The 19,284-nt window shown below is 66.5% G+C and carries 19 protein-coding genes; 5 read left to right on the forward strand and 14 right to left on the reverse strand.

The window, feature by feature from the left end:
- Positions 1 to 42: 42 nt before the first annotated feature.
- On the reverse strand, positions 43 to 405 hold the full coding sequence (locus NFI08_RS04490) for an ArsR/SmtB family transcription factor (protein ID WP_349587531.1): 363 nt from the start codon (positions 403 to 405) through the stop codon (positions 43 to 45).
- A 176-nt stretch (positions 406 to 581) separates the two neighbouring features.
- On the opposite strand from NFI08_RS04490, the gene NFI08_RS04495 reads away from it, so the two are divergent.
- Entirely contained in the window at positions 582 to 1,031 is a 450-nt protein-coding gene (locus NFI08_RS04495) for a DUF2946 family protein (RefSeq protein WP_349587534.1), read from the forward strand.
- A 123-nt stretch (positions 1,032 to 1,154) separates the two neighbouring features.
- Positions 1,155 to 3,467 carry a TonB-dependent receptor domain-containing protein gene (locus NFI08_RS04500; RefSeq protein WP_349587537.1) on the forward strand — a complete coding sequence of 771 codons (2,313 nt, stop codon included), beginning with the start codon at positions 1,155 to 1,157 and terminating at the stop codon, positions 3,465 to 3,467.
- A 143-nt stretch (positions 3,468 to 3,610) separates the two neighbouring features.
- Here NFI08_RS04500 and flgL read toward each other — a convergent pair whose 3' ends face one another.
- From flgL to flgB, 11 genes are all read right to left on the reverse strand, one after another.
- Positions 3,611 to 4,843, reverse strand: coding sequence for a flagellar hook-associated protein FlgL (gene flgL, locus NFI08_RS04505; RefSeq protein ID WP_349587540.1), 1,233 nt, complete (start codon positions 4,841 to 4,843; stop codon positions 3,611 to 3,613).
- 12 nt (positions 4,844 to 4,855) lie between these two features.
- On the reverse strand, positions 4,856 to 6,502 hold the full coding sequence (flgK, locus tag NFI08_RS04510) for a flagellar hook-associated protein FlgK (RefSeq protein WP_349587543.1): 1,647 nt from the start codon (positions 6,500 to 6,502) through the stop codon (positions 4,856 to 4,858).
- Between the two features lie 237 nt (positions 6,503 to 6,739).
- Positions 6,740 to 7,840: a flagellar assembly peptidoglycan hydrolase FlgJ gene (flgJ, locus tag NFI08_RS04515; protein ID WP_502881051.1), complete on the reverse strand. Its 1,101-nt coding sequence runs from the start codon at positions 7,838 to 7,840 to the stop codon at positions 6,740 to 6,742.
- A 134-nt stretch (positions 7,841 to 7,974) separates the two neighbouring features.
- Entirely contained in the window at positions 7,975 to 9,066 is a 1,092-nt protein-coding gene (locus NFI08_RS04520; protein WP_274601887.1) for a flagellar basal body P-ring protein FlgI, read from the reverse strand.
- A gap of 58 nt (positions 9,067 to 9,124) precedes the next feature.
- Entirely contained in the window at positions 9,125 to 9,847 is a 723-nt protein-coding gene (locus NFI08_RS04525; protein WP_253554599.1) for a flagellar basal body L-ring protein FlgH, read from the reverse strand.
- A 54-nt stretch (positions 9,848 to 9,901) separates the two neighbouring features.
- Positions 9,902 to 10,684, reverse strand: coding sequence for a flagellar basal-body rod protein FlgG (gene flgG, locus NFI08_RS04530; protein ID WP_045992588.1), 783 nt, complete (start codon positions 10,682 to 10,684; stop codon positions 9,902 to 9,904).
- A gap of 73 nt (positions 10,685 to 10,757) precedes the next feature.
- Positions 10,758 to 11,513, reverse strand: coding sequence for a flagellar basal-body rod protein FlgF (gene flgF / locus NFI08_RS04535; RefSeq protein ID WP_045992587.1), 756 nt, complete (start codon positions 11,511 to 11,513; stop codon positions 10,758 to 10,760).
- A 59-nt stretch (positions 11,514 to 11,572) separates the two neighbouring features.
- Positions 11,573 to 12,829: a flagellar hook protein FlgE gene (flgE, locus tag NFI08_RS04540; protein WP_349587551.1), complete on the reverse strand. Its 1,257-nt coding sequence runs from the start codon at positions 12,827 to 12,829 to the stop codon at positions 11,573 to 11,575.
- Between the two features lie 56 nt (positions 12,830 to 12,885).
- Positions 12,886 to 13,581, reverse strand: coding sequence for a flagellar hook assembly protein FlgD (gene flgD / locus NFI08_RS04545; RefSeq protein WP_045992585.1), 696 nt, complete (start codon positions 13,579 to 13,581; stop codon positions 12,886 to 12,888).
- 4 nt (positions 13,582 to 13,585) lie between these two features.
- On the reverse strand, positions 13,586 to 13,990 hold the full coding sequence (gene flgC / locus NFI08_RS04550) for a flagellar basal body rod protein FlgC (RefSeq protein ID WP_045992584.1): 405 nt from the start codon (positions 13,988 to 13,990) through the stop codon (positions 13,586 to 13,588).
- Between the two features lie 39 nt (positions 13,991 to 14,029).
- A complete protein-coding gene (gene flgB / locus NFI08_RS04555) occupies positions 14,030 to 14,446 on the reverse strand; it encodes a flagellar basal body rod protein FlgB (protein WP_108132049.1) in 417 nt (138 codons plus the stop codon).
- Positions 14,447 to 14,676: 230 nt separating this feature from the next.
- On the opposite strand from flgB, the gene flgA reads away from it, so the two are divergent.
- The 3 genes from flgA (at position 14,677) to flgN (ending at position 16,526) form a co-directional block, all read left to right on the forward strand.
- Positions 14,677 to 15,462 (forward strand): flagellar basal body P-ring formation chaperone FlgA, encoded by a 786-nt coding sequence (gene flgA, locus NFI08_RS04560; RefSeq protein WP_349587555.1) that lies wholly within the window; start codon positions 14,677 to 14,679, stop codon positions 15,460 to 15,462.
- A 312-nt stretch (positions 15,463 to 15,774) separates the two neighbouring features.
- Positions 15,775 to 16,080, forward strand: coding sequence for a flagellar biosynthesis anti-sigma factor FlgM (flgM, locus tag NFI08_RS04565; protein ID WP_349587558.1), 306 nt, complete (start codon positions 15,775 to 15,777; stop codon positions 16,078 to 16,080).
- A complete protein-coding gene (gene flgN / locus NFI08_RS04570) occupies positions 16,077 to 16,526 on the forward strand; it encodes a flagellar protein FlgN (RefSeq protein ID WP_045994752.1) in 450 nt (149 codons plus the stop codon). Before flgM ends, flgN begins: the two co-directional genes overlap by 4 nt.
- A gap of 58 nt (positions 16,527 to 16,584) precedes the next feature.
- On the opposite strand, the gene NFI08_RS04575 is transcribed toward flgN, so the two are convergent.
- Together NFI08_RS04575 and NFI08_RS04580 are read right to left on the reverse strand one after the other, a co-directional pair.
- Positions 16,585 to 18,426, reverse strand: a complete 1,842-nt coding sequence (locus NFI08_RS04575; protein WP_287163781.1) for an EAL domain-containing protein — start codon at positions 18,424 to 18,426, stop codon at positions 16,585 to 16,587.
- A 109-nt stretch (positions 18,427 to 18,535) separates the two neighbouring features.
- Complete coding sequence (locus tag NFI08_RS04580; RefSeq protein ID WP_349587563.1) at positions 18,536 to 19,282, reverse strand: SDR family NAD(P)-dependent oxidoreductase; 747 nt, start codon at positions 19,280 to 19,282, stop codon at positions 18,536 to 18,538.
- Positions 19,283 to 19,284: the final 2 nt, after the last annotated feature.

Here is a 19,284-nt window from a genome sequence, read left to right on the forward strand (position 1 = left end):
GGGGCTCCGGGAGGCGATCTTGGCTATCGAGGCTGTCGTGGCTCAGCAGGTCCTGGTGTCGTCACCGGTGCCGGGGCCCAGCAGGTCGGCCAGGGGGTTGCACACCTCCGGCCGGCTGGCGCAGCAGTCGCGCACCAGAAAGTCGAGGGTGGCCACCATGTGCACCAGGTCCGCCCGATAGACGATGGAGCGGCTTTCCCGGCGCTGGCTGACCAGCCCCGCCCGGCTGAGCACGCCAAGGTGGGCCGACAGGGTGTTGTGGGGCACCTCCAGGCGGCGGGCCAGCTCGCCGGCAGGCAGGCCTTCGGGCTCGTGACGCACCAGCAGGCGAAAGGCAGCCAGCCGGGTGGGCTGAGACAGCGCGGCGAAGGTGTCGAGGGTCGGTTGCAGATCATCTTTGTCCATATGTCCGGAATTATGGACATATTGATGTGCGGGTCAAGTACTTCTTGATCCAGGGCATCTCACTTGCCGTCACCCTGGCATGACCCTGCTGGATGCGACATCGCGCCGCGCGGGAGGCCTCACTCACTGGGCAGCACATCGCTAGACTGGCACAGTTTTGTTACCGGTGAGCCTCAATGCCCCCATCACCTCCCCACGCCTTTCGTTCGCGCCATGCCCCCTGGTGGGCTCTGGTGGCGATGTGCCTGGTGGTGCTGGGACCGCTGATTGGCCAAGTGAGCGGCCAGACCGGTGGACAGGTGCACGGCCATCATGCGGCTCACCATATAAGCGGTGATCCGGGGCTTCTCACGGCTACCCACACCAGCAGCCACACCAGCAGCCACACCCGCAACCACGCGAATAGCCACACAGGCCATGCCACTGACCATGGTGTCGGCCTGGCCGATGCCTGCGGCTACTGCTCGCTGTACCAGCACGTGCCGGTGCTGACCCTGCTGCTGGTGCTCACCGCCCTGGCCGGACCGATTTACCGCCAAGGAGTCCGTCACCGACCCGCGCGCGGCCACTCCCGCCCCGCCGTCTTTCCCCAGGCGCTGACTCGGGCGCCACCCTTCTCTCCCTGACCATCCAAGCCTGGCCAGCCTGCTAACCAAGGCTTTTACACGGGACCTCTCGCTTCCACCCTTGCGGAAGTGCTGACGGCCCCTGGATCAAATCGTGCTTTTTCGCACCTGTCAGGGAAGCCCATGAACGCTTTCTGTGAACCCCTGCGCGCTCGGCGCGCTCCTCTGGCCACCGCCATCACCGTGGCGTCGCTGGCACTGGCCGGCTCCCCGGCGCTGTACGCCGATGGCGCCGCTATCAACAAGACCGTCGCTACCCTCAAACCCGTCACCACCGGTGACGAAGCGCTGCTGTCGACGCCGACCATGGTGATTACCGCGGTGCCACTAAGCTCGCCGGTCACCATCGTGACCGACCCCCGCGTGCCGCGTCAGCCGGTGCCGGCCAGCGACGGCGCCGACTACCTCAAGACCATTCCCGGCTTCGCCACCCGGCGCACCGGCGGCACCAACGGCGACCCGGTATTCCGTGGCATGTTCGGCTCGCGCCTGCGCATCCTGACCAACGGCAGCGAGATGCTCGGCGCCTGCCCCAACCGCATGGATACGCCCACCTCCTACATCAATCCGGAAAGCTATGACGAGCTGACGGTGGTCAAGGGGCCACAGTCGGTGCTGCATGGACCGGGCGCCTCGGCGGCCACCATCAACTTCGTGCGTGGTCCCGAGCAGCTCGATGAGGACGGCATGCGCTTCGATGCCAGCGCCACCGTCGGCACCTACGGTCGCTTCGATCGTCGCATCGACACCGCCATCGGCGGCAACACCGGCTACCTGCGCGTAATCGCCAACGAGTCCGAGGCCAACGACTATCAGGACGGCGACGGCGACACTATCCATTCCGAGTGGGACGACCGCTGGAACGCCGACGTGGCGCTGGGCTGGACCCCCAATTATGACACCTGGCTGGAACTGGCCGTGGGCCGGGGTGACGCCGAGGCGGCCTACCCGGGGCGCATGATGGACGGCTCCAGGTTCCTGCGCGAGACCATCGACCTGCGCTTCGAGAAGCGCAACATGAGCGAGCACTGGACCAAGCTGGAAGCGAGCCTCGGCTACGCCTACGCCAACCACGTGATGGACAATTTCCGGCTGCGCGAACCCAAGCCGATGCATATGGGCGGCGGCCACGGCGGCATGGGCAGCGGCGGTGATGTGGGAGGCACGGGAAGTGGCGGTATGGACGGCGGTGATATGGGAGGCATGGGGAGTGGCAGTATGGGCGGCGGTATGAGCGGCATGCCAATGCTCGGTGGCGCCATGGGGGCTCGCATGGGGGGCATGGGCGGTATGGGTGGCATGTCCATGGATGACCCGCGCATGGAAAGCGAACTCGACCGTCGCACCCGCAGCGGCCGCATCGCCTCCACCTGGGAATTCGAGGACCTCACCTGGATCGCCGGCATCGACGGCAGCACCGAGGACCACCGCAAGCGCAGGAGCGCCCTCGATGACGACGGCAACTTCCTCGGCGCTGGGCACTTCGCCTGGGACAAGGACTACACCCGAGGCCAGGCCGGCATCTTCAGCGAACTGACCTGGTATTCAAGCGATCTGGAGCGCTGGATCGGCGGCGCCCGCTACGACTACTACCGGGTTCAGGACGAGAACGACGAAGGCCACAGCGACAGCGCCGGAGAGGTGCGCCACGACCGCCTGCCCAGCGGCTTCTTTCGCTATGAGCGCGACCTGGCCGATACGCCGGCGACCTTCTACGCCGGTCTCGGTCACGTCCAGCGATTCCCCGACTTCTGGGAACTCAAGCCGGACAATCTGGGACCCGACGGCGATGAGACCGCCTTCGCAGGCGTCGAGCCGGAAAAGACCACCCAGTTCGATATCGGCCTGCAGTTTCAGGGGGAACGCCTGGGCGCCTGGGTCTCCGGCTACGCCGGCTACGTTCAGGACTTCATCCTGTTCGACTACAACGGTGGCACCAGCGGAGACGATACCCAGGTCACCAACGTCGACGCCCAGATCGCCGGTGCCGAGATGGGGGCCAGCTACGACTTCACCGAGAACCTGAGCGGTGACGCTAGCCTGGCCTACGCCTGGGGTCGCAACACCGAGGATCACGAGGCGCTGCCGCAGATGCCGCCGCTGGAAAGTCGCTTCGGACTGAACTGGCACCAAGGAGACGTCTCGGTGGGCGCGCTGTGGCGCCTGGTCGCGGCCCAGCATCGCACCGACGAGGGCAAGGGCAACGTCTCCGGCAAGGACTTCGGCGACTCCGCCGGTTTCGGCACCCTGTCGTTCAACGGCGCCTACGACGTCAACGCGTCCGTCACCCTGAGTGCCGGGGTCGACAACGTCTTCGACAAGACCTACGCAGAGCACCTGAACGTGGCCGGCGACGCGGGCTTCGGCTTCGACGCCGATGAACGCATCAACGAACCGGGACGCATGTTCTGGACCAGGGTCGACCTGCATTTCTAGACAATCGCTCGACCCAAGCAAGACCCAAGGCAGCATAGCGGCGACGTCCAGGGAAGGACGCGCCGCTTTTTATTTGCAAAGGGACAGCTTCTGATCACCCCGGCCCCTCGCGCGATCGCGTTACGTACGGCGCTACATCGACCCTACATATAGTTGAACAGCGACAGGTCGCGAATGCCGATAAAGGCCTGCTGGGCGGCCTGCATGCCTACCTGACGCATGCTGTACTCGGAGATCGCCTGGTTGTAGTCCAGATCGACCAGGTCCGACATGGTCTGGGCGTAGTTGAGCTCGCGGTTGCCGCTGACCGAGTCGATCACGTCCAGCTCGTTGAGCCGCGCGCCGACCGAGGCCCGCTTGGTCAGCACGTTGTCGAGGCTGGCGTCCAGCTCGCGCATGGCGCCGTTCAGGGTGTTATGCAGCGTCGCCTGCTTTGCGGGGGTGTCGGCGGGGGCTTCCAGCACCGACAGCACCTTCTCGAAGGTGGTGAAGACGTTGGTGTTCATGGTGTCGGCGGGACCGAAGGTCACGCTGTCGCCGGTCGCAGGCGCGCCTTCAAGCTCCAGGCGCAGGCCACCCACCTCGACGCTGGTGCCCTCGGGGTCGTAGGGCTGATCTTCCAGGGCCGCTCCCGCGCTGACCCAGTTACCGCTGTCGTCCTCGACCAGAACGCTGTAGGTGGGGGCGTCATCGGTGCCGCCGAACTCTACCTGGTAGCGCTTGCCGTAGCCGGCGTCGCTATTGTCGACCACGTCGGGGCCGGCAAAGGTCACGCTGCCGCTGTTGTCCCCCTGCTCGGCCACGTAGCCCGCACCGCTGGGCACGCTGGTGAAGATGTCGGCGCCGGTATCCCCCACCGACATCAGTCGCGAGGCGTCCACCTGCTGCTCGCGCACCTTGTCACCGCCCACGTACTCGATGCCATTGCCGCTGTCGGTGAAGGGCTCGGCGCCGTCGGCGTAGCCACCGAACAGGTAGCGACCGTTGCCGTCGGTGGCGTTGGCCTGACCGATCAGCGTCTCGTAGACGCCGCGCAGTTCGCTGGCGATGGACTGCCGGTCGGCGTCGCTCAGGGTGTCGTTGGAGGCCTGGATCACCAGCGCCTTGGCGCTGGCCAGGGCGTCGCTTGCGCTGTTGAGCACGCTTTCTTCCTGGGACAGGGCGTTGCGCGCGCTGACCCGGGCGTCGGTGTACTGCTGGGTCACCGCCTGGGCCTGGCTGACCGCCACCGCCCGGGACGCCGCCTGGGGGTCGTCGGAGGGATTGACCACCCGCTTGCCGCTGGCGAGCTGCTGGCTCAGGTGAAGGAACTCGGACTGCTGGCGGTTGAGCGAGCTGACGCTCTGGTCGTACATGGTGACGGTGCTGATACGCATGCTCTGCTCTCCTTAGCCGCGCAGTCCGAGGATGGTGTCGACCACCGAGGTGGCGGTGTCGATGACCTTGGCGTTGGCCTGGTAGTACTGCTGGTAGCGGATCAGGTTGGCCGCCTCTTCATCCAGGTTGACCCCGGACTCGGACAGCTTCACCGCGCTCAACTGCTCGGTCAGCCCCTGCTGGGCCGCCAGATTGACCTGCACCACGTTGGTACGGTTACCCACGTCGCTGACCAGCGAGGCGTAGGCCTGGCTCAGGGTGGCGCTGCCACCCACGCTCATCTTGTCCTGCAGCCCCTGCAGGGCCAGGGCGTTCTCGTTGTCGCCGCTGGCACCGGACTCACCGGCGGCGGCGATCTTGTCGAGATCGCTGATGGCGTTATCGAAGCCGCCCGCGGCGCGGCGTACCGGCTGCACCTCGAAGCGATCGCCGTCGGCCAGGGCGCTGGGGTCATCGATGGCGAGCGTCACGCCGCCGAAGCTCAGTTCGCTCTCGGTGGCGTCGAAGCTCGCGTCCACCGCTTCGCCGGTGTCCTTGCGGGTGACCTCGAAGGTCTGGGCGCCGGTCGACTCGTCGATCTTGACCTTGACCTCATAGTCGGCCGCCTCGAGTTCACTGATGTTGTCGGTGTCGAAACTCGCGGTGACCGTAGCGCCACCTTCGTTGGCATCGTTGGCGAAGACCCGCGGCTCGCCGATGTCGAACATGGCGCCGCCGGGGTTGCCGTCCAGGTCGATGCCCTCGGCGTGCTGGGTATTGAAGGCCACCGCCATGGACACCGCCAGCTGGCCGATCTGGTTCTGGGTGCGATCCAGGGTCTCGGAACGGAACTGGATCAGCCCGCCGAGCGAGCCGCCCTCGAGGCTGTCCTCGTCGAGTCGCTGCAGGCCACCGCCGGGATCCTGGTAGCCCACCACTACCCGCTGGGGATCATTGGCCGAGGCCACCGCCTTCAACTGGTAGGACTCGGTGCCGGCCACCAGCGGCTGTCCGCCGGGCAGGCTGACCCGATAGGAAGAACCGTCCTGCACCGTCAGCTCCACCCCGATACGCTCGCTCATCTCGGTGACCAGCTGGTCACGCTGATTGAGCAGCGCATTGGGCGCCTCGCCGGTCTTGGCCTTGGCCAGGGAAATCTCGCGATTGAGCGAGGCCAGCTGCTCGCTCTGGTTGTTGATCTGGGTGATCTCGTCGCGGATCTGGCTGTTGATACCGTCCTGCATGTCCTGCAGGTAGCTGTCGAAGGCGCGGAACTGGGCGCTCAGGGTGTCCGCCGCGCCCAGCACGCCCTGACGGGCGGCAGGGTCCGAGGGGGCCGAGGCCAGGTCTTCCAGCGACGAGAAGAAGTTCTGCATCAGCGGCGCCAGACCGGCGTCCTGATCGGCCAGCAGGCTGTCGATCTGGTTGATCTGGGTCTGGTAGGCGTCCAGCGCCGAGCTTGAGCTCACCGCGCCATTGAGCTGGTCGGCCACGTACTGGTTGAACTGACGTTCGATGTCGTTGACCTGGACGCCCTGGGTCCCGCCGCTGCCCTCGCCCAGCACCGTGATCTCGCGGTTGTAGCCCGGGGTATAGACGTTGCTGATGTTGTTGCTGGTGGTGGTCAGGGCGTTCTGGGCGGCATTCAGGCCGCTCAAGCCGATGGAGAACATGCTCATGGTGGAATTCCTTTCGCCGATAGCCTGTTTATCGGCCGAATGGCCGCTGGCTTGAGAGCCTCGGTGCCGCAAAAACCATTAATTTTCCGGGCGACTAGGCGCTGTCCGAAAAGTCGACGAGCGAAGGTTAGACAAGGCAAAAATCGGTGAGAAAGCGCAGTTTACGGGGTGTAAATGAGCATTTTGATCCGATTTTTAACGCCGTATTACCGAGCGCAGGCACTTTTCAGACAAGCCCTAGAAGACCTGGGTGGGGTTGGCGCTTATATCCGCCCTGGCCAGCCAGTCGCTGCCACGCTCACCCGCGGTGGAAGTTGCGTCCACCTTCTTGGCGGCTTCTGCTGGCGATGCGCCGACATTCGCGGGTCGAGCCTCGCCGGCCGCCACGCGGGTGGCGCCTGTGCCGTCATCGATCGGGCCAAAGGTGTGCATCACCGCGATCAGCTTGGCGGCGTAGGCCGGGTCGGTGGCGTAGCCGCCCCTCTGCAGCGCGTGGGCCGCGGCCTCGGCGTCCGGCGCGGTAGTGACCTCGGCGTAGCGGGCGTTGTTGCTGATCAGCCTGGCGTAGTCGGTGAAGGCTTCCTCGAAGGAGCCGTAGACCCGGAAGTCATCGCGAATACGCTGACGCTGGCCGTCTTCCACCTCGTGGGTGGTAATACGGGTAGTCGGGCCGTCCCAGCTACTGCCGGCCTTGATGCCGAACAGGTTGTGGCTGTTGTTGCCGTCGGCGGTGGCGATCTCGTGGCGGCCCCAGCCGGTCTCCAGTGCCGCCTGGGCCAGGATCAATTCCGCCGGCACGCCAGAGGCGCGGCTGGCGGCCTGGGCCGGGGCGGCCAGCTTGTCGAGGAAGGCCTGGACGTGGGCCGGGGTGTCGCGGGCCTCGCGGCCGCTGATGCGCTCCTCGGCCTGGGCGGTGGTCATGCCCTGGCTGACGGCGCCCAGCTCGTCGAGGAAGTTGGTCGGCGCCTCGACCTCGCTGTCTGCCGGCGCGTCCGCTCTCAGGGCGTTGGACAGCGGACGCGGCGTGCCACGGGGAATCCCCGCGATCAGTGCCTCGACATCCTTGGCCTGGCTGGCCTCTGGGCCACGTAGCTGGGCCATGAGCTGGTCGGCAAGGCCGATGCCGCGGCTGGCCATGGTCTGGGACCACTGCTGGTCGAGCAGCGTCTGGTAGAACTGGGTCTGCTTCGAGTCGGTCAGGCCAGAAGACGGCACGGCGTCGCGCATGCTCTTCATCATCATGTTGATGAACATCGCCTCGAACTGGCGCGCCGCCTCCGCCGCCGCAGCCGGGTCCTGCTGGCGGGCGCTGGTCTTGAGCCGCGCCAGCCCCTGCATGTCCAGCGCGAAGCCGGCCTGGCCGACGCTGCCGGTGGCCCGGCTGGCGCCGGACAGGGCAGAACCCGAGAGTCCGGTCATGGGCCCCGAAGCCGGCCCTGTCATGGGCCCAGATGAAAGATCAGAGATAGCCATCAGATGATCTCCAGCTCGGCTCTGAGCGATCCCGCGGCCTTGAGCGCCTCGAGGATCGACATCAGGTCGTTGGGAGTCGCGCCGAGGGCGTTGAGGGCGTCCACCACGTCGAGCAGGTTGGCGCCTTCGACCACCTGCAGGGTGCCCTGGCCCTCGTCGATGGTGATATCGGAGTCCGGCACCACCGTGGTCTCGCCGCCGCGGCTGAAGGGCGCCGGCTGGCTGACGCCGAAGGCGGTGTCGATGACAATCGACAGGTTGCCGTGGGCCACGGCGGCACGCTTGAGCGTCACGCTGCCGTTGAGCACGATGGAGCCGGTGCGCGAATTCAGCACCACCTTGGCCCGAGCCGGCATCGGCGTAACATCGACGTTCTCGACACGGGCCATGAAGTTGACCCGGGAGTTGGCGTTGGTCGGCCCATTCAGGGCGATGACGCCGCCGTTTCTGGCCGAGGCCACCGGGTAGTCGAAGGTGTCGTTGATCGCCCGGACCACGCGCTCGGCGGTACCGAAGTCAGCCTGGTTGAGCTGCAGCTCGAGCACGCCGTCACGACTGCCCAGCGCCAGCGGTACCGTCTGCTCGACCATGGCGCCGCCGGCGATGCGCCCGGCGGCCTGGTGGCTGATCTGCACGCTGGAGCCGGCAGACTCGGCACCGGCACCGTTGATCAACAGGTTGCCCTGGGCCAGGGCGTAGACGTCGCCGTCGGCCCCCTTCAATGGCGTCATCAACAGGGTGCCGCCGCGCAGGCTGCGGGCGTTACCGATGGAAGACACCACCACGTCGAGGCGCTGGCCGGGCTGGGCGAACGGCGGCAGATCGGCGGTGACCATCACCGCCGCCACGTTGCGCAACTGCATGTTGGTGCCCGGCGGCACGGTGATGCCGAGCTGGGACAGCATGTTGTTGAGGCTCTGGCCGGTGAACGGCGCCTGCATGGTCTGGTCACCGGAGCCGTCCAGGCCCACCACCAGGCCGTAGCCCACCAACTGGTTGTCGCGCACCCCGGCGAAGCTGGCCAGGTCGCGGACCTTCTCGGCGCGAGCCAGGTGGGAGAAGGCCGACAGCGCGATCAGCAGCACCAGCATCAGGCTGCCGAGGGTCAGGGTGGGGCGACGGGAGACAGGGTTTCTCATGATGCTCGGCCTAGAAGGGGGAAACGTTCAGGAAGAACCGCTGCATCCAGCCCATGTGCTGCGCCTCGTTGATGTAGCCGTTGCCCACGTACTCGATGCGCGCATCGGCCACCGCCGTGGACGGCACGGTGTTCTGGGTGGTGATGAAACGCGGATTGACCACCCCGCCGAAGCGGATGAACTCGGTGCCCTGGTTGATCGCGATCTGCTTCTCGCCACGCACCCTGAGGTTGCCGTTGTTCATCACCTCGATCACCGAGACGGTGATGGTGCCGGTGAAGGAGTTGTTGGCCTGGGAGCCACCGCCGCCCTCGAAGTCCGAGTCGCCGTCGATCTCGAAGCCATAGTCCAGCAGCTCCTCCAGGCCATCCGGCACTTGGGAGAAGGTCAGGCTGGAGCTGCCGTCGCGGTCGGCGTTGGAGCGGGAGTTCTTGCTGGCGCTGACCTCTTCGTCCAGCACGATGGTCAGGATGTCGCCGACGCTGCGCGGACGACGATCCTCGAACAACGGCTGGTAGCCCCGGGCCTTCTGGAAGATCGAGCCGTTGGCCACCGGCAGCGGCCGATCGGGGATCTCGATCTGCTCCTGCTCGCCCACCACCGAGGCGTGGGGAATCTGGGCACAGCCGGCAAGCGTCAGCAGCACCAGGGCCAGCGCCAGCGTCGCCAGGCGCAGAACAGCATGAGCCCCACCGTGTGGCGCGCCAGATGATGAGGTCGTGTCAGGGTGCATGGCCGTCTCCAGTGCCACCGAGGGGCGTTGGCAAAATTATTGTCGGGGTCGTGGCTAGAGCTGTGCCAGGCGTGCCAGCATCTCGTCGCTGGTCTGCACCGCCTTGGAATTGATCTCGTAGGCGCGCTGGGTCTGGATCATGCTGACCATCTCCTCCACCACGTTGACGTTGGAGGTCTCCACATAGCCCTGCAGCAGTCGGCCGGCGCCGTTCATGCCCGGCATCAGTTCGTTGCGCGGTCCCGACGAGCTGGTCTCGAGGTACAGGTTGCCGCCGATGGACTGAAGGCCGGTGGCGTTGACGAAGGTGGAGATGGTGATCTGGCCCACCTCGTCGGACTCGCTGGTGCCGGGCTGGGTCACCGAGACCACACCGTCCTCGCCGATGTCCACCGACAGGGCGTTGTCGGGGATGATGATGGCCGGCTCCAGCGGGTAGCCGTTGGCGGTGACCATCTGACCGTTCTCGTCGAGCTGGAAGCTGCCGTCGCGGGTGAAGGCGGTGGTGCCGTCGGGCATCAGCACCTGGAAGAAGCCCTTGCCGTTGATCGCCAGATCACGCGAGTTCTCGGTGGCCTCGAGCCCGCCCTGGGTGTGCAGGCGCTCGGTGGCCACCGGACGCACGCCGGAACCGATCTGCATGCCCGAGGGCAGGCGGTCCTGGACGTTGTTCTGGGCGCCGGGCTGGCGCATGTTCTGGTACAGAAGGTCCTCGAACACCGCCCGGGACTGCTTGAAGCCGTTGGTCGAGACGTTGGCCAGGTTGTTGGAAATCACGTCCAGCTGGACCTGCTGGGATTCGAGTCCGGTCTTGGCCGTCCACAGCGACTTGATCATCGTTCTTCTCTCCCTCGGTCAGGAGTCTCCCCTGACCGCTCAATAATTCGGCCCTGGCCGTCGGTTGAAGGGGTCAGCCGTTCAACGACAGCAGGCTGTTGGCCTTCTGCGCGTTCTCGTCGGCGGTGCTGATCATCTTGGTCTGCAGCTCGTAGCGCCGCGCCACATCGATCATCGCCACCATGGACTCCACCGGATTGACGTTGCTGCCCTCCAGCGCCCCGCTGACCACCCGTACCTGGTCGGAGGCCGCCAGGGCGGCAGGCTCGCCATTCTCACCGATGGAGCGAAACAGGCCGTCGCCGCCACGGGTCAGCTCACCGGGCTGTGGCTCGACCAGCTTGAGCCGGCCGATCTCGGCCAGAGCGTCGGGGTCCTGGCCCATGCCGATGGCGCTGATGGTGCCGTCGGCGCCGAGGAACAGCTCGGCCTCCAGCGGCACCTGGATCGGCCCACCCTCGCCGATCACCGGGCGCCCCACCGAGGTCAGCAGGCCGTTGCCGTCCACCTGCAGGTCACCGCGACGGGTGTAGGCCTCGCTGCCGTCGTCACTTTCCACCGCGAAGAAGCCGTCACCGTCGATGGCCACGTCCAGGGTGCGACCGGTGCGGGTGATGGCCCCGGGGGAAAAGTCCGCCCCAGGGGTCGAGGCGGCGGTGGACACCCGGGTGTCGAGACGCGCCTCGCCCTCGACCGGCACCGCGCGCATGGCGTGAAGCTGGGCCCGAAAGCCCGTGGTCGAGGCGTTGGCCAGGTTGTGGCTGACCACCGACTGCTGCTCCATGGTCTGGCGTGCGCCGCTCATGGCGGTGTAGAGCATGCGATCCATCTACGACTCCCCTGAAAGGTGTGAGAGACCGCTGCTCGGGGCAGCGGCCGGCGTGGTCATCAGCGCAGGTTGATGGCGGTCTGCAGCACTTCGTCCTGGGTCTTGATGGTCTGCGAGTTGGCCTGATAGGCGCGCTGGGTGACGATCATGCTGACCAGCTCCTTGGCCATGTCGACGTTGGAGGTCTCGATGGCGCCGGACTGGATGCCACCCAGCAGACCGGTGCCCGGGGCACCGACCAGCTCCTGGCCGGAGGCGTCGGTGGCGGCCCAGGTGTTGTCACCGGCGGGTGACAGGCCCTCGGGGTTGCGGAAGCTGGCCAGGGCGATCTGGCCGGCCGGGCGGGTCTGCTCGTTGGAGTAGCTGCGCACCACGGTGCCGTCACTGTCGATGCTGATACCGACCAGGGCGCCGGAGGTGTAGCCGTTCTGGTTGAGCGCGGTGGTGCTCGCGTTGTTGCCGAACTGGGTGGAGCCGGAGATATCGAAGGTCAGCGCCATGTCGTTGGCAGCGCCATTGAAGTAGTCGGTCGAGGCAAAGGTGACCGGAAACTTGCCATCAGCGGGGGTGACCAGTTGACCATTGGCGTCAAACTCCATGGAGAGAGTTTGCGCGGCGACGGGGGTCGCGGTCTCGTCCATCAACACCTTGCCATCCATCGCCATGGTGCCGGTCCAGGTATTCGCGCCCGTCTTCTCGTAGTAGACGGTGACATTGCGCGGGTTACCCAGCGAGTCGTAGGCGGTGAAGTTGTTGGAGTAGTGGTAGTCGACCTCGACGCCGGTGGAGCCATCGGAGCCCGCCAGGGTGACGCTGTTGAGGTCTTCGCCGGCAACCTTGCGTGAATCGAGGTTGAAGGTGGTGGACACCTGGGTGGTGGCGCTGGCCGGCATCTCGTCGGCCTCGATCTGCAGCACCTCGGGCTGGCCGCCCACCTGAACCTCGCCGGCGGCGTTGACGCCGTAGCCCATGATGCGTGCGCCCTGGGCGTTCTGCAGGTAGCCGTCCGGGGTCATGGTCAGCTGGCCGTTGCGGCTGTAGACCACCTGGCCGTTCTGCTCCATGCGAAAGAAGCCGTCGCCGCTGATGCCCAGATCCAGCGGCCGGTTGGTGGACTCCAGGTTGCCGCCGCTGAAGTCCTGCAGCACGGTGGAAACCTTGGTGCCCAGGCCGATCTGGGAGTTGGCGAAGACGTCGGCGAACTGCGCACTACCGCTCTTGTAGCCCACGGTCTGGGAGTTGGCGATATTGTTGCCCAGCACGTCCAGGCTATCGGCGGCGGCGTTCAGACCACTCAGCGCTTGTGAAAAACCCATGTCACTCTCCTTATACGTTTCCCTGCGTCGATGACCCGACGGTCATCCTGCGTTCGCTACAGAATCTGGCGGATATCGCTCAGCGCCACCTGCCCGTAGACGGCACCCAGATCGAGTTGCACCTGGCCGCTGTCATCCGCCGGGGACACCCCGCCGACCTGGGCGTAGTTGAGCGCGGTCACCGCAAGCTCCTCGCCCTCGACACCGGTGGCCTCGATGCTGACGTGATAGGCACCTTCGGGGGCCGCCACGCCTTCACCTGTCATGCCGTCCCACTGGAACGACTCGGTCCCGGCAGAGGCCGGGCCCAGGTTGTAGCTGTTGATGACCTCACCGGACTCGTTGGTGATGGTCACCTTGACCTCGGCGGCGGGGCTTTCCAGCTCGACGCCGAAGGGCGTGGAGACCGGCGCGCCTTCGTCGTTGTGGGCCATGACGATGCGATCCCCCGGCACCAGCACGCCCTTGCCGATCAGCCCGGTGGCCTGCAGCGCCTGGCCGGCGTTGATCTGGCCGGTGATCGACGACATGGTCTCGTTGAGAGACTCGATGCCGGACACGGTGTTGATCTGGGCCAACTGCGAGGTCATCTCGCTGTTGTCCATGGGATTGAGCGGATCCTGGTTCTGCAGCTGGGTCACCAGCATGGTCATGAAGTTGTCGCCGAGCTCGTCGGACGCCTGCTTGGAGCTGGCCTGAGCGGTGGCGGCGTTGACCGATTGGTAAACGCTTGCATCGATGGTGTTGGCCATGGGATCAGCCCTCGCCCAGGGTCAGGGTCTTGAGCATCAGCTGCTTGCTGGTGTTCATGACCTCGACGTTGGCTTGATAGGAGCGGGAGGCGGAGATCATGTTGACCATCTCGCCCACCGGGTCGACGTTGGGCATCGCCACGTAGCCGGCGTCATCGGCCAGCGGGTGCTCGGGACGATACTCCTGGCGCAGCGGCGAGGGGTCCTCGACCACCTCGCGCACACCGACACCGCCGATGCCGTCGCTGGCGGCACGGGACTCGAACACCGCCTGGCGGGCGCGGTAGGCCTCGCCGTCGGGGCCGGCCACGCTGTCGGCGTTGGCCATGTTGCTGGCGGTGACGTTCATGCGCTGGGCCTGGGCTGACATCGCCGAGGCGGAGATATCGAAGATCGAAAACATCGACATGGGGCGCTCTCCCTGCTTGGAAACTGAGATGGACCGGGCTTACTGCTCGGGCTGCATGGCCTGCTTGAGGCCCTGGATGCGACTGTTGAGGATCGTCAGCGCGGCCTGGTAACGCACCGAGTTGTCGGTGAAGGCGGCCCGCTCGCGGTCCATGTCCACGGTGTTGCCGTCGAGGCTGGCCTGCTCCGGTACGCGGTACTTGAGCTCGCTGCCGCCAAGCGACATGGCCTGACCATGGCCCGACAGGTGATGGCTGGACGTCCGCGCCAGGGCCAGACCCGGCTGATTCGCCCCCTTGGTCGCGGCTTCCAGGGCCTGGGAAAAGTCCATGTCGCGTGCCTTGTAGCCGGGGGTATCGGCATTGGCGATATTGCTGGCCAGGACCTTCTGGCGTTCCTGTCTAAGCGACAGGGCCTGCTGGTGAAAAGCGAGCGAGGCCTCGAGCTGATCGATCATCCCGGTGCGCTCCGTAAGCAAGGGAACAAAGAGACAAGGGGTTCGACGATGGAGAATACCCAGGCCCCTGTCTGCACAAAGCCGTGAACAGCCCCCATTACCACGCCCATTTCAGACCATGCGTCGATGCCGGCTTCTCTACACTGGTGTGCCATGGCCCTTGAATGGCCAGGAAAGCGCCCTTCAAACGGCCCCGGGCGCTAAAGATCGCACCGACCACCGGTAACCCGATGTCTCGATCCTCATCTGTTGTACAAGCCACTGCTTCCCTGTCCTGGGTCATCGCCCGGGCGGCGCTGGTGCTGTGTGTAAGCTCAGGCTTTGCCGCCAGTACCGGTTACGCCGCCGCCCAGGCCAGCGGCCAGACAGCCGTTGACGGCGGTATCGATGCGGGCACCGGGGAAGCGCTGACACGGGTGGAGAGCTTTCTGTTCGAGCAGGCCCTGGCCGACGGCGCCCGGCCGGGCGATCTGGAGATCCAGGTATTCCCGCCGGCGGCGAGCCTGGCCGACTGCCGCCAGCCTGAGCCCTTCCTGCCCCGGGCGGGGAGTCGGCTGGCCGGACGCGTCTCGGTGGGTCTTCGCTGCGAGGGTGAGCGTCATCGCAGCCGCTATCTGCAGGCCGAAATCACCCGGTTGGGCGAGCGCCTGGTGGCGGCGCGGGACATCGCCCCCGGCGAGCGCCTGAGCGCGGACATGCTGACCAGCGAGCGCTTCGACGTAAGCCGACTGCCGTCCCAGGCGCTGACTGACCCACAGGCGGCCATCGGTCAGATCGCCCGACGCGGGATTCGCCAGGGCCAGGCGCTGTCGGCTCATCAGCTGACGTCACCCAAGCTGGTGCGACGCGGCGAGCAGGTCGCGGTGGAAGCCAGTGGGCGGGGCTTTCGCATCAGTCGCCAGGGCGAAGCGCTGGAGGCCGGCGGCCTCGGCGATATCGTGCGGGTAAGGGTGGATCGGCGCCAGATCCTCGACGCCCGGGTGGTGGAACACGGCCGGCTGGCGGTAACCTACTAGGACGTTGATGAAAAGTGCCTGCGCTCGGTAATACGGCGTTAAAAACCGGATCAACATGCTCATTTACTGCTAGTAAACTGCGCTGTCTCTCCGATTTTTGCCTTGTCTAACCTTCGCTCGGCGACTTTTCGTAAAACGCTCAGGACATGTCCACGAAGCAGCTGCGCTCGGTAATACGGCGTTAAAAACCGGCTGGTGCGCCAGACCTAAAGTTCTTGTTCTTGCGGCCGATGATGTACATAGACGCAGACATTCGGATCAACGGCGACAGCCAGCGCCTGGTCCCATCGCCATTCTCGTGAGGCCTTGCCCGTGAAGATCGATTCGCAACATCCTCTGACCCGCCCCGCCCACAGCGAGGGGACGCAGCAGAGCGACAAGCTCCAGCAAAGCGAGACGCAAAAAGCCGCTGGCGCCGGTATCGAAGCCGGTGCCCAGGCCCACCTGAGCCGCCCGGCAGCGGACACCAGCCAGGACATCGACAGCGCCCGGGTCGAACAGATTCGTGACGCCATCCGCGAGGGACGCCTGGAAATCCATCCCGAACGCATCGCCGACGGCCTGATCGACAGCGTCCGCGACATGCTCGGCGATGGCTCAGAGGGCTCGCAGTCGTGAGTCTTGCCCGACTGCTCGACCAGCAGCGTGAGCGACTCGCCGAGCTGCTGGCCCTGCTGGGCGAGGAACAGGAGTGCCTGGTCCAGGGCCAGGTCGACAGCGAGGCGCTGGTGGCGCTCGCCGGCCAGAAGTCCGAGATCCAGCAAAGGCTTGCCGAGACGGAGGCGCGCCGCCATCAGGTGCAGTGCCGACTGGGCTACCCCGACGACCGCGAGGGCACCCTGCAAGCCGCCCGTGACGCCGGCTGCGAAGCCGCCTGGCAGGCCACCATGGCACTCGCCAGGGAAGTCTCCCGCGCCAATCTGCGCTGTGGCGAACTGCTGGCCCTGCGCATGGAGCACAACCAGCGCATGCTCGACCAGATCCACCGCATCGCCAACGCCAGCGTCTACCAGCCCGACGGCCGCACCCGGCTGCAACCCTCTCGGCTCAACGTCTCGGCCTGACGCCTCCTCTCGGAAACACCTGCCCGACCCTGCCACCTTGGCGGCATCAATGCCTGGCTCAGATCGCTATCGCGGGATGCGCGCCGGAGGCCGCCCAGCCCACCAGGGCCTCGCTTTCCAGCGGCGCACCGACAAGACGTCCCTGAATCCGGACAAGCCCCAGCGCCTTGATGGTATCGAGCTGTTCGGCGGTCTCGACCCCGACCGCCACCGCGACGAACTCCAGCGCCTCGAGGCAGCGCATCAGCGCCGCCACGCTCTGGCGCATGCTGGTGGAGGGATCGGCCAGGGTCTTGAGGGTCTCCGGCCCCAGCTTGCCCAGGGTCACCGGCAGCGAGGCCATGCCGAACAGATCCACCGGGGAGCGGCCCAGCCCATCGACGCCGAGCCGCACGCCCAAAGCGACGATACGCCTTAACAGGTGGGACTGGCGGTGGCCCACCTCGAACAACCCCGCGCCATCCACCTCCAGGCACAACCAGTCGAGGCACTCGTGGCGATAGTGGCCGCCCGCCTCTTCCTGGGCACCCGCCTCCCCCTTCGCGCCAGACTCGCATAGCTGGCGCAGGTAGAGATCCAGGGCGCGGCCATCGAAGCCGGCCTGATCCAGCAGGCGGTGGTGAATGTTCACCGAGATATCCCAGTCACCCAGCTCGGAGCCGGCCTCGCGCCAGCGCCTGCGCTGGGCCACCACCTCCTTGAGCACCCAGCGATCTAGCCGGTCGACCAGCTGCATATCGGCAGCGAGCGCGACAAATTCTGCCGGCGCCACCTCGCCACGCTGGGGATGGCGCCAGCGCACCAGCGCCTCGAGCCCGCAGCAGCGCCGGGTGAGCAGATCGAACTGGGGCTGATACACCAGGAAGAACTGCTGATCGGGGAACATCAGCGCTTCCTGCAGCTCGTGACGGAAGCGCTGCTGGCGCTCCATCAGACGCTGCAGGCTGCCGTCGTAGAAGGCGAAACCTCCGGGCACGGCCTCTTCCAGCGCCTTTTCGGCGTGGGCCAGCAGCTCGCCGGTTTCCTCGCCGTCTTCCGGACACAGGACGATGCCGATGCGCGGCTCGATCAGGGCAGGCTGATAGCCGGGCAGGGTAAAGGGGGGTTCCAGCGCTTCGAGGCAGCGGTCGGCCACCAGTTGCATGGTCTCCGGCGTGACCGGATGCTCGAGCAGCACCCCCCAGCGTTCGCGATCGATCTGCACCACGCTGTCTTCCCGGCGCAGCACGTTGACCAGTCGGCGTCCGGCCCGGCGCGACACCCGCGACGCCATCTCGCCACCATGGTCCACCAGGATGCGCGACAGGCCGTGCAGCTCGACCAGCATCACGCCGAGGCGCTGACCAAGACGGTCGGCGCGATCGAAAGCGTGGGACAGGCGGTCCTCGAAGATCCAGGTACTGGCCACGTTGCCGATATCGGCATGGCGGCGATCCAGTACCGCGTCGGCGTCGGCGTCGAGATCGACGAAGGTGACCAGCCACATCAGCGGATCGGTGCCGGCGTCCAGGGACGCATCGGCGCCTCGGTCGAAGGCCACGCAGGACATCAGCCCCAGCCGGGCGCTGGCGCTGTCATCCACCGCAAGCCAGGCCTGCTGCCAGTCCTCGCCGGGTGACAGGGTATGGTAGCTGCCCCGCTCCCCCAGCAGATTGACGAAGGGGCGAAACAGCTCGTTGAGATTGCGGCCCTGCAGCTCGCCACCGGTGGGACAGGCCAACTCCGTCAGCGCGGTGTTGGCCCATAACAGGCGGTCGTTGGCATCGATCAGCGCCAGCCCCACCGGGGCGCGGTCCAGCACCAGCCCCGCCACCACCGAGGGATGCCGGGCGACCTTGCCGGCGGAAGCCGCCTGCAACAGCGACGTCGGGCCCAAGCCCGCTGATCGATCCTTAGCCATGAGCCCTGCCCAAATAGAGGTAAGCGGTGCGCATTACCTAATATAACCACTATCGGCGAGGCCGGCGTACTCTTGAGGACCGACATGAACGGTTTTTACATGAACAGGGCTAGCGCGGACGCAGGCGCAGGGCGTCCATGCCACCGTCCACCGGCAGGCAGACCCCCACCGTCGAGCGATTGGCGGGATCGGCCAGATAGGCCACCGCCTGGGCCACCTCGGCGGCGGCGACCAGCCGTCCGTGGGGCTGGCGAGCCTCCAGCGCGGCACGCTCGGCCTCGGGGTCAGGCGCCTGCGCAAGCAAGCGGCCGATCCAGGGGGTATCCGCGGTGCCGGGCGAGACACAGTTGACCCGAATGCCCTGTTGCAGGTGGTCGGCCGCCATGGCTCTGGTCAAGGCCAGCACGGCGCCCTTGGTCGCCGAGTACAGGGCCCTCTGCTGAATCCCCGCGGTGGCGGCGATGGACGCCGTATTGACGATGGCGGCGGCGTCCGACTCGCGCAGATGAGGCAGCGCCGCCCGAGACACCCGCGCCATGCCGGCGACGTTGACCTCCCAGGCACGCGCCCACTCCTCATCCGGGTTGCCCGCGACGTCGCCCTGGGCACCGATGCCTGCGTTGTTGACCACGATATCGATACGCCCCAGCGCACTGGCGACGGCTGCCACCGCGCGCTCTACCTGCTCGCTGCTGGCGACATCGCACGCTTCCCAGTGGTGTTGATTGGCGGGATCTTCGCGATCCAGTACGGCGACGCGGGCGCCCTCACTGGCCAGGCAGTCGGCGATCGCCGCACCGATGCCCGAGGCGCCGCCGGTGACGATGGCCACCCGTCCTTCGAATCGAGCTGTCATGG

The sequence above is a fragment of the Halomonas sp. EF61 genome (assembly GCF_040147045.1).
GTDB classification, from domain to species: Bacteria; Pseudomonadota; Gammaproteobacteria; order Pseudomonadales; family Halomonadaceae; genus Halomonas; species Halomonas litopenaei.

Excerpts from the sequence above, each read along its gene's own strand:
- NFI08_RS04580 (WP_349587563.1), bottom strand. The coding sequence starts at position 19,282 with ATGACAGCTCGATTCGAAGGACGGGTGGCCATCGTCACCGGCGGCGCC.
- flgD (WP_045992585.1), bottom strand. The coding sequence starts at position 13,581 with ATGGCCAACACCATCGATGCAAGCGTTTACCAATCGGTCAACGCCGCC.
- NFI08_RS04490 (WP_349587531.1), bottom strand. The coding sequence starts at position 405 with ATGGACAAAGATGATCTGCAACCGACCCTCGACACCTTCGCCGCGCTG.
- flgB (WP_108132049.1), bottom strand. The coding sequence starts at position 14,446 with ATGATCGATCAGCTCGAGGCCTCGCTCGCTTTTCACCAGCAGGCCCTG.
- flgL (WP_349587540.1), bottom strand. The coding sequence starts at position 4,843 with ATGCGTATCAGCACCGTCACCATGTACGACCAGAGCGTCAGCTCGCTC.
- NFI08_RS04500 (WP_349587537.1), top strand. The coding sequence starts at position 1,155 with ATGAACGCTTTCTGTGAACCCCTGCGCGCTCGGCGCGCTCCTCTGGCC.
- NFI08_RS04575 (WP_287163781.1), bottom strand. The coding sequence starts at position 18,426 with ATGGCTAAGGATCGATCAGCGGGCTTGGGCCCGACGTCGCTGTTGCAG.
- flgA (WP_349587555.1), top strand. The coding sequence starts at position 14,677 with ATGTCTCGATCCTCATCTGTTGTACAAGCCACTGCTTCCCTGTCCTGG.
- flgF (WP_045992587.1), bottom strand. The coding sequence starts at position 11,513 with ATGGATCGCATGCTCTACACCGCCATGAGCGGCGCACGCCAGACCATG.
- flgE (WP_349587551.1), bottom strand. The coding sequence starts at position 12,829 with ATGGGTTTTTCACAAGCGCTGAGTGGTCTGAACGCCGCCGCCGATAGC.
- flgG (WP_045992588.1), bottom strand. The coding sequence starts at position 10,684 with ATGATCAAGTCGCTGTGGACGGCCAAGACCGGACTCGAATCCCAGCAG.
- NFI08_RS04495 (WP_349587534.1), top strand. The coding sequence starts at position 582 with ATGCCCCCATCACCTCCCCACGCCTTTCGTTCGCGCCATGCCCCCTGG.
- NFI08_RS04520 (WP_274601887.1), bottom strand. The coding sequence starts at position 9,066 with ATGCTGGTGCTGCTGATCGCGCTGTCGGCCTTCTCCCACCTGGCTCGC.
- NFI08_RS04525 (WP_253554599.1), bottom strand. The coding sequence starts at position 9,847 with ATGCACCCTGACACGACCTCATCATCTGGCGCGCCACACGGTGGGGCT.
- flgK (WP_349587543.1), bottom strand. The coding sequence starts at position 6,502 with ATGAGCATGTTCTCCATCGGCTTGAGCGGCCTGAATGCCGCCCAGAAC.
- flgJ (WP_502881051.1), bottom strand. The coding sequence starts at position 7,840 with ATGCAGGGGCTGGCGCGGCTCAAGACCAGCGCCCGCCAGCAGGACCCG.
- flgC (WP_045992584.1), bottom strand. The coding sequence starts at position 13,990 with ATGTCGATGTTTTCGATCTTCGATATCTCCGCCTCGGCGATGTCAGCC.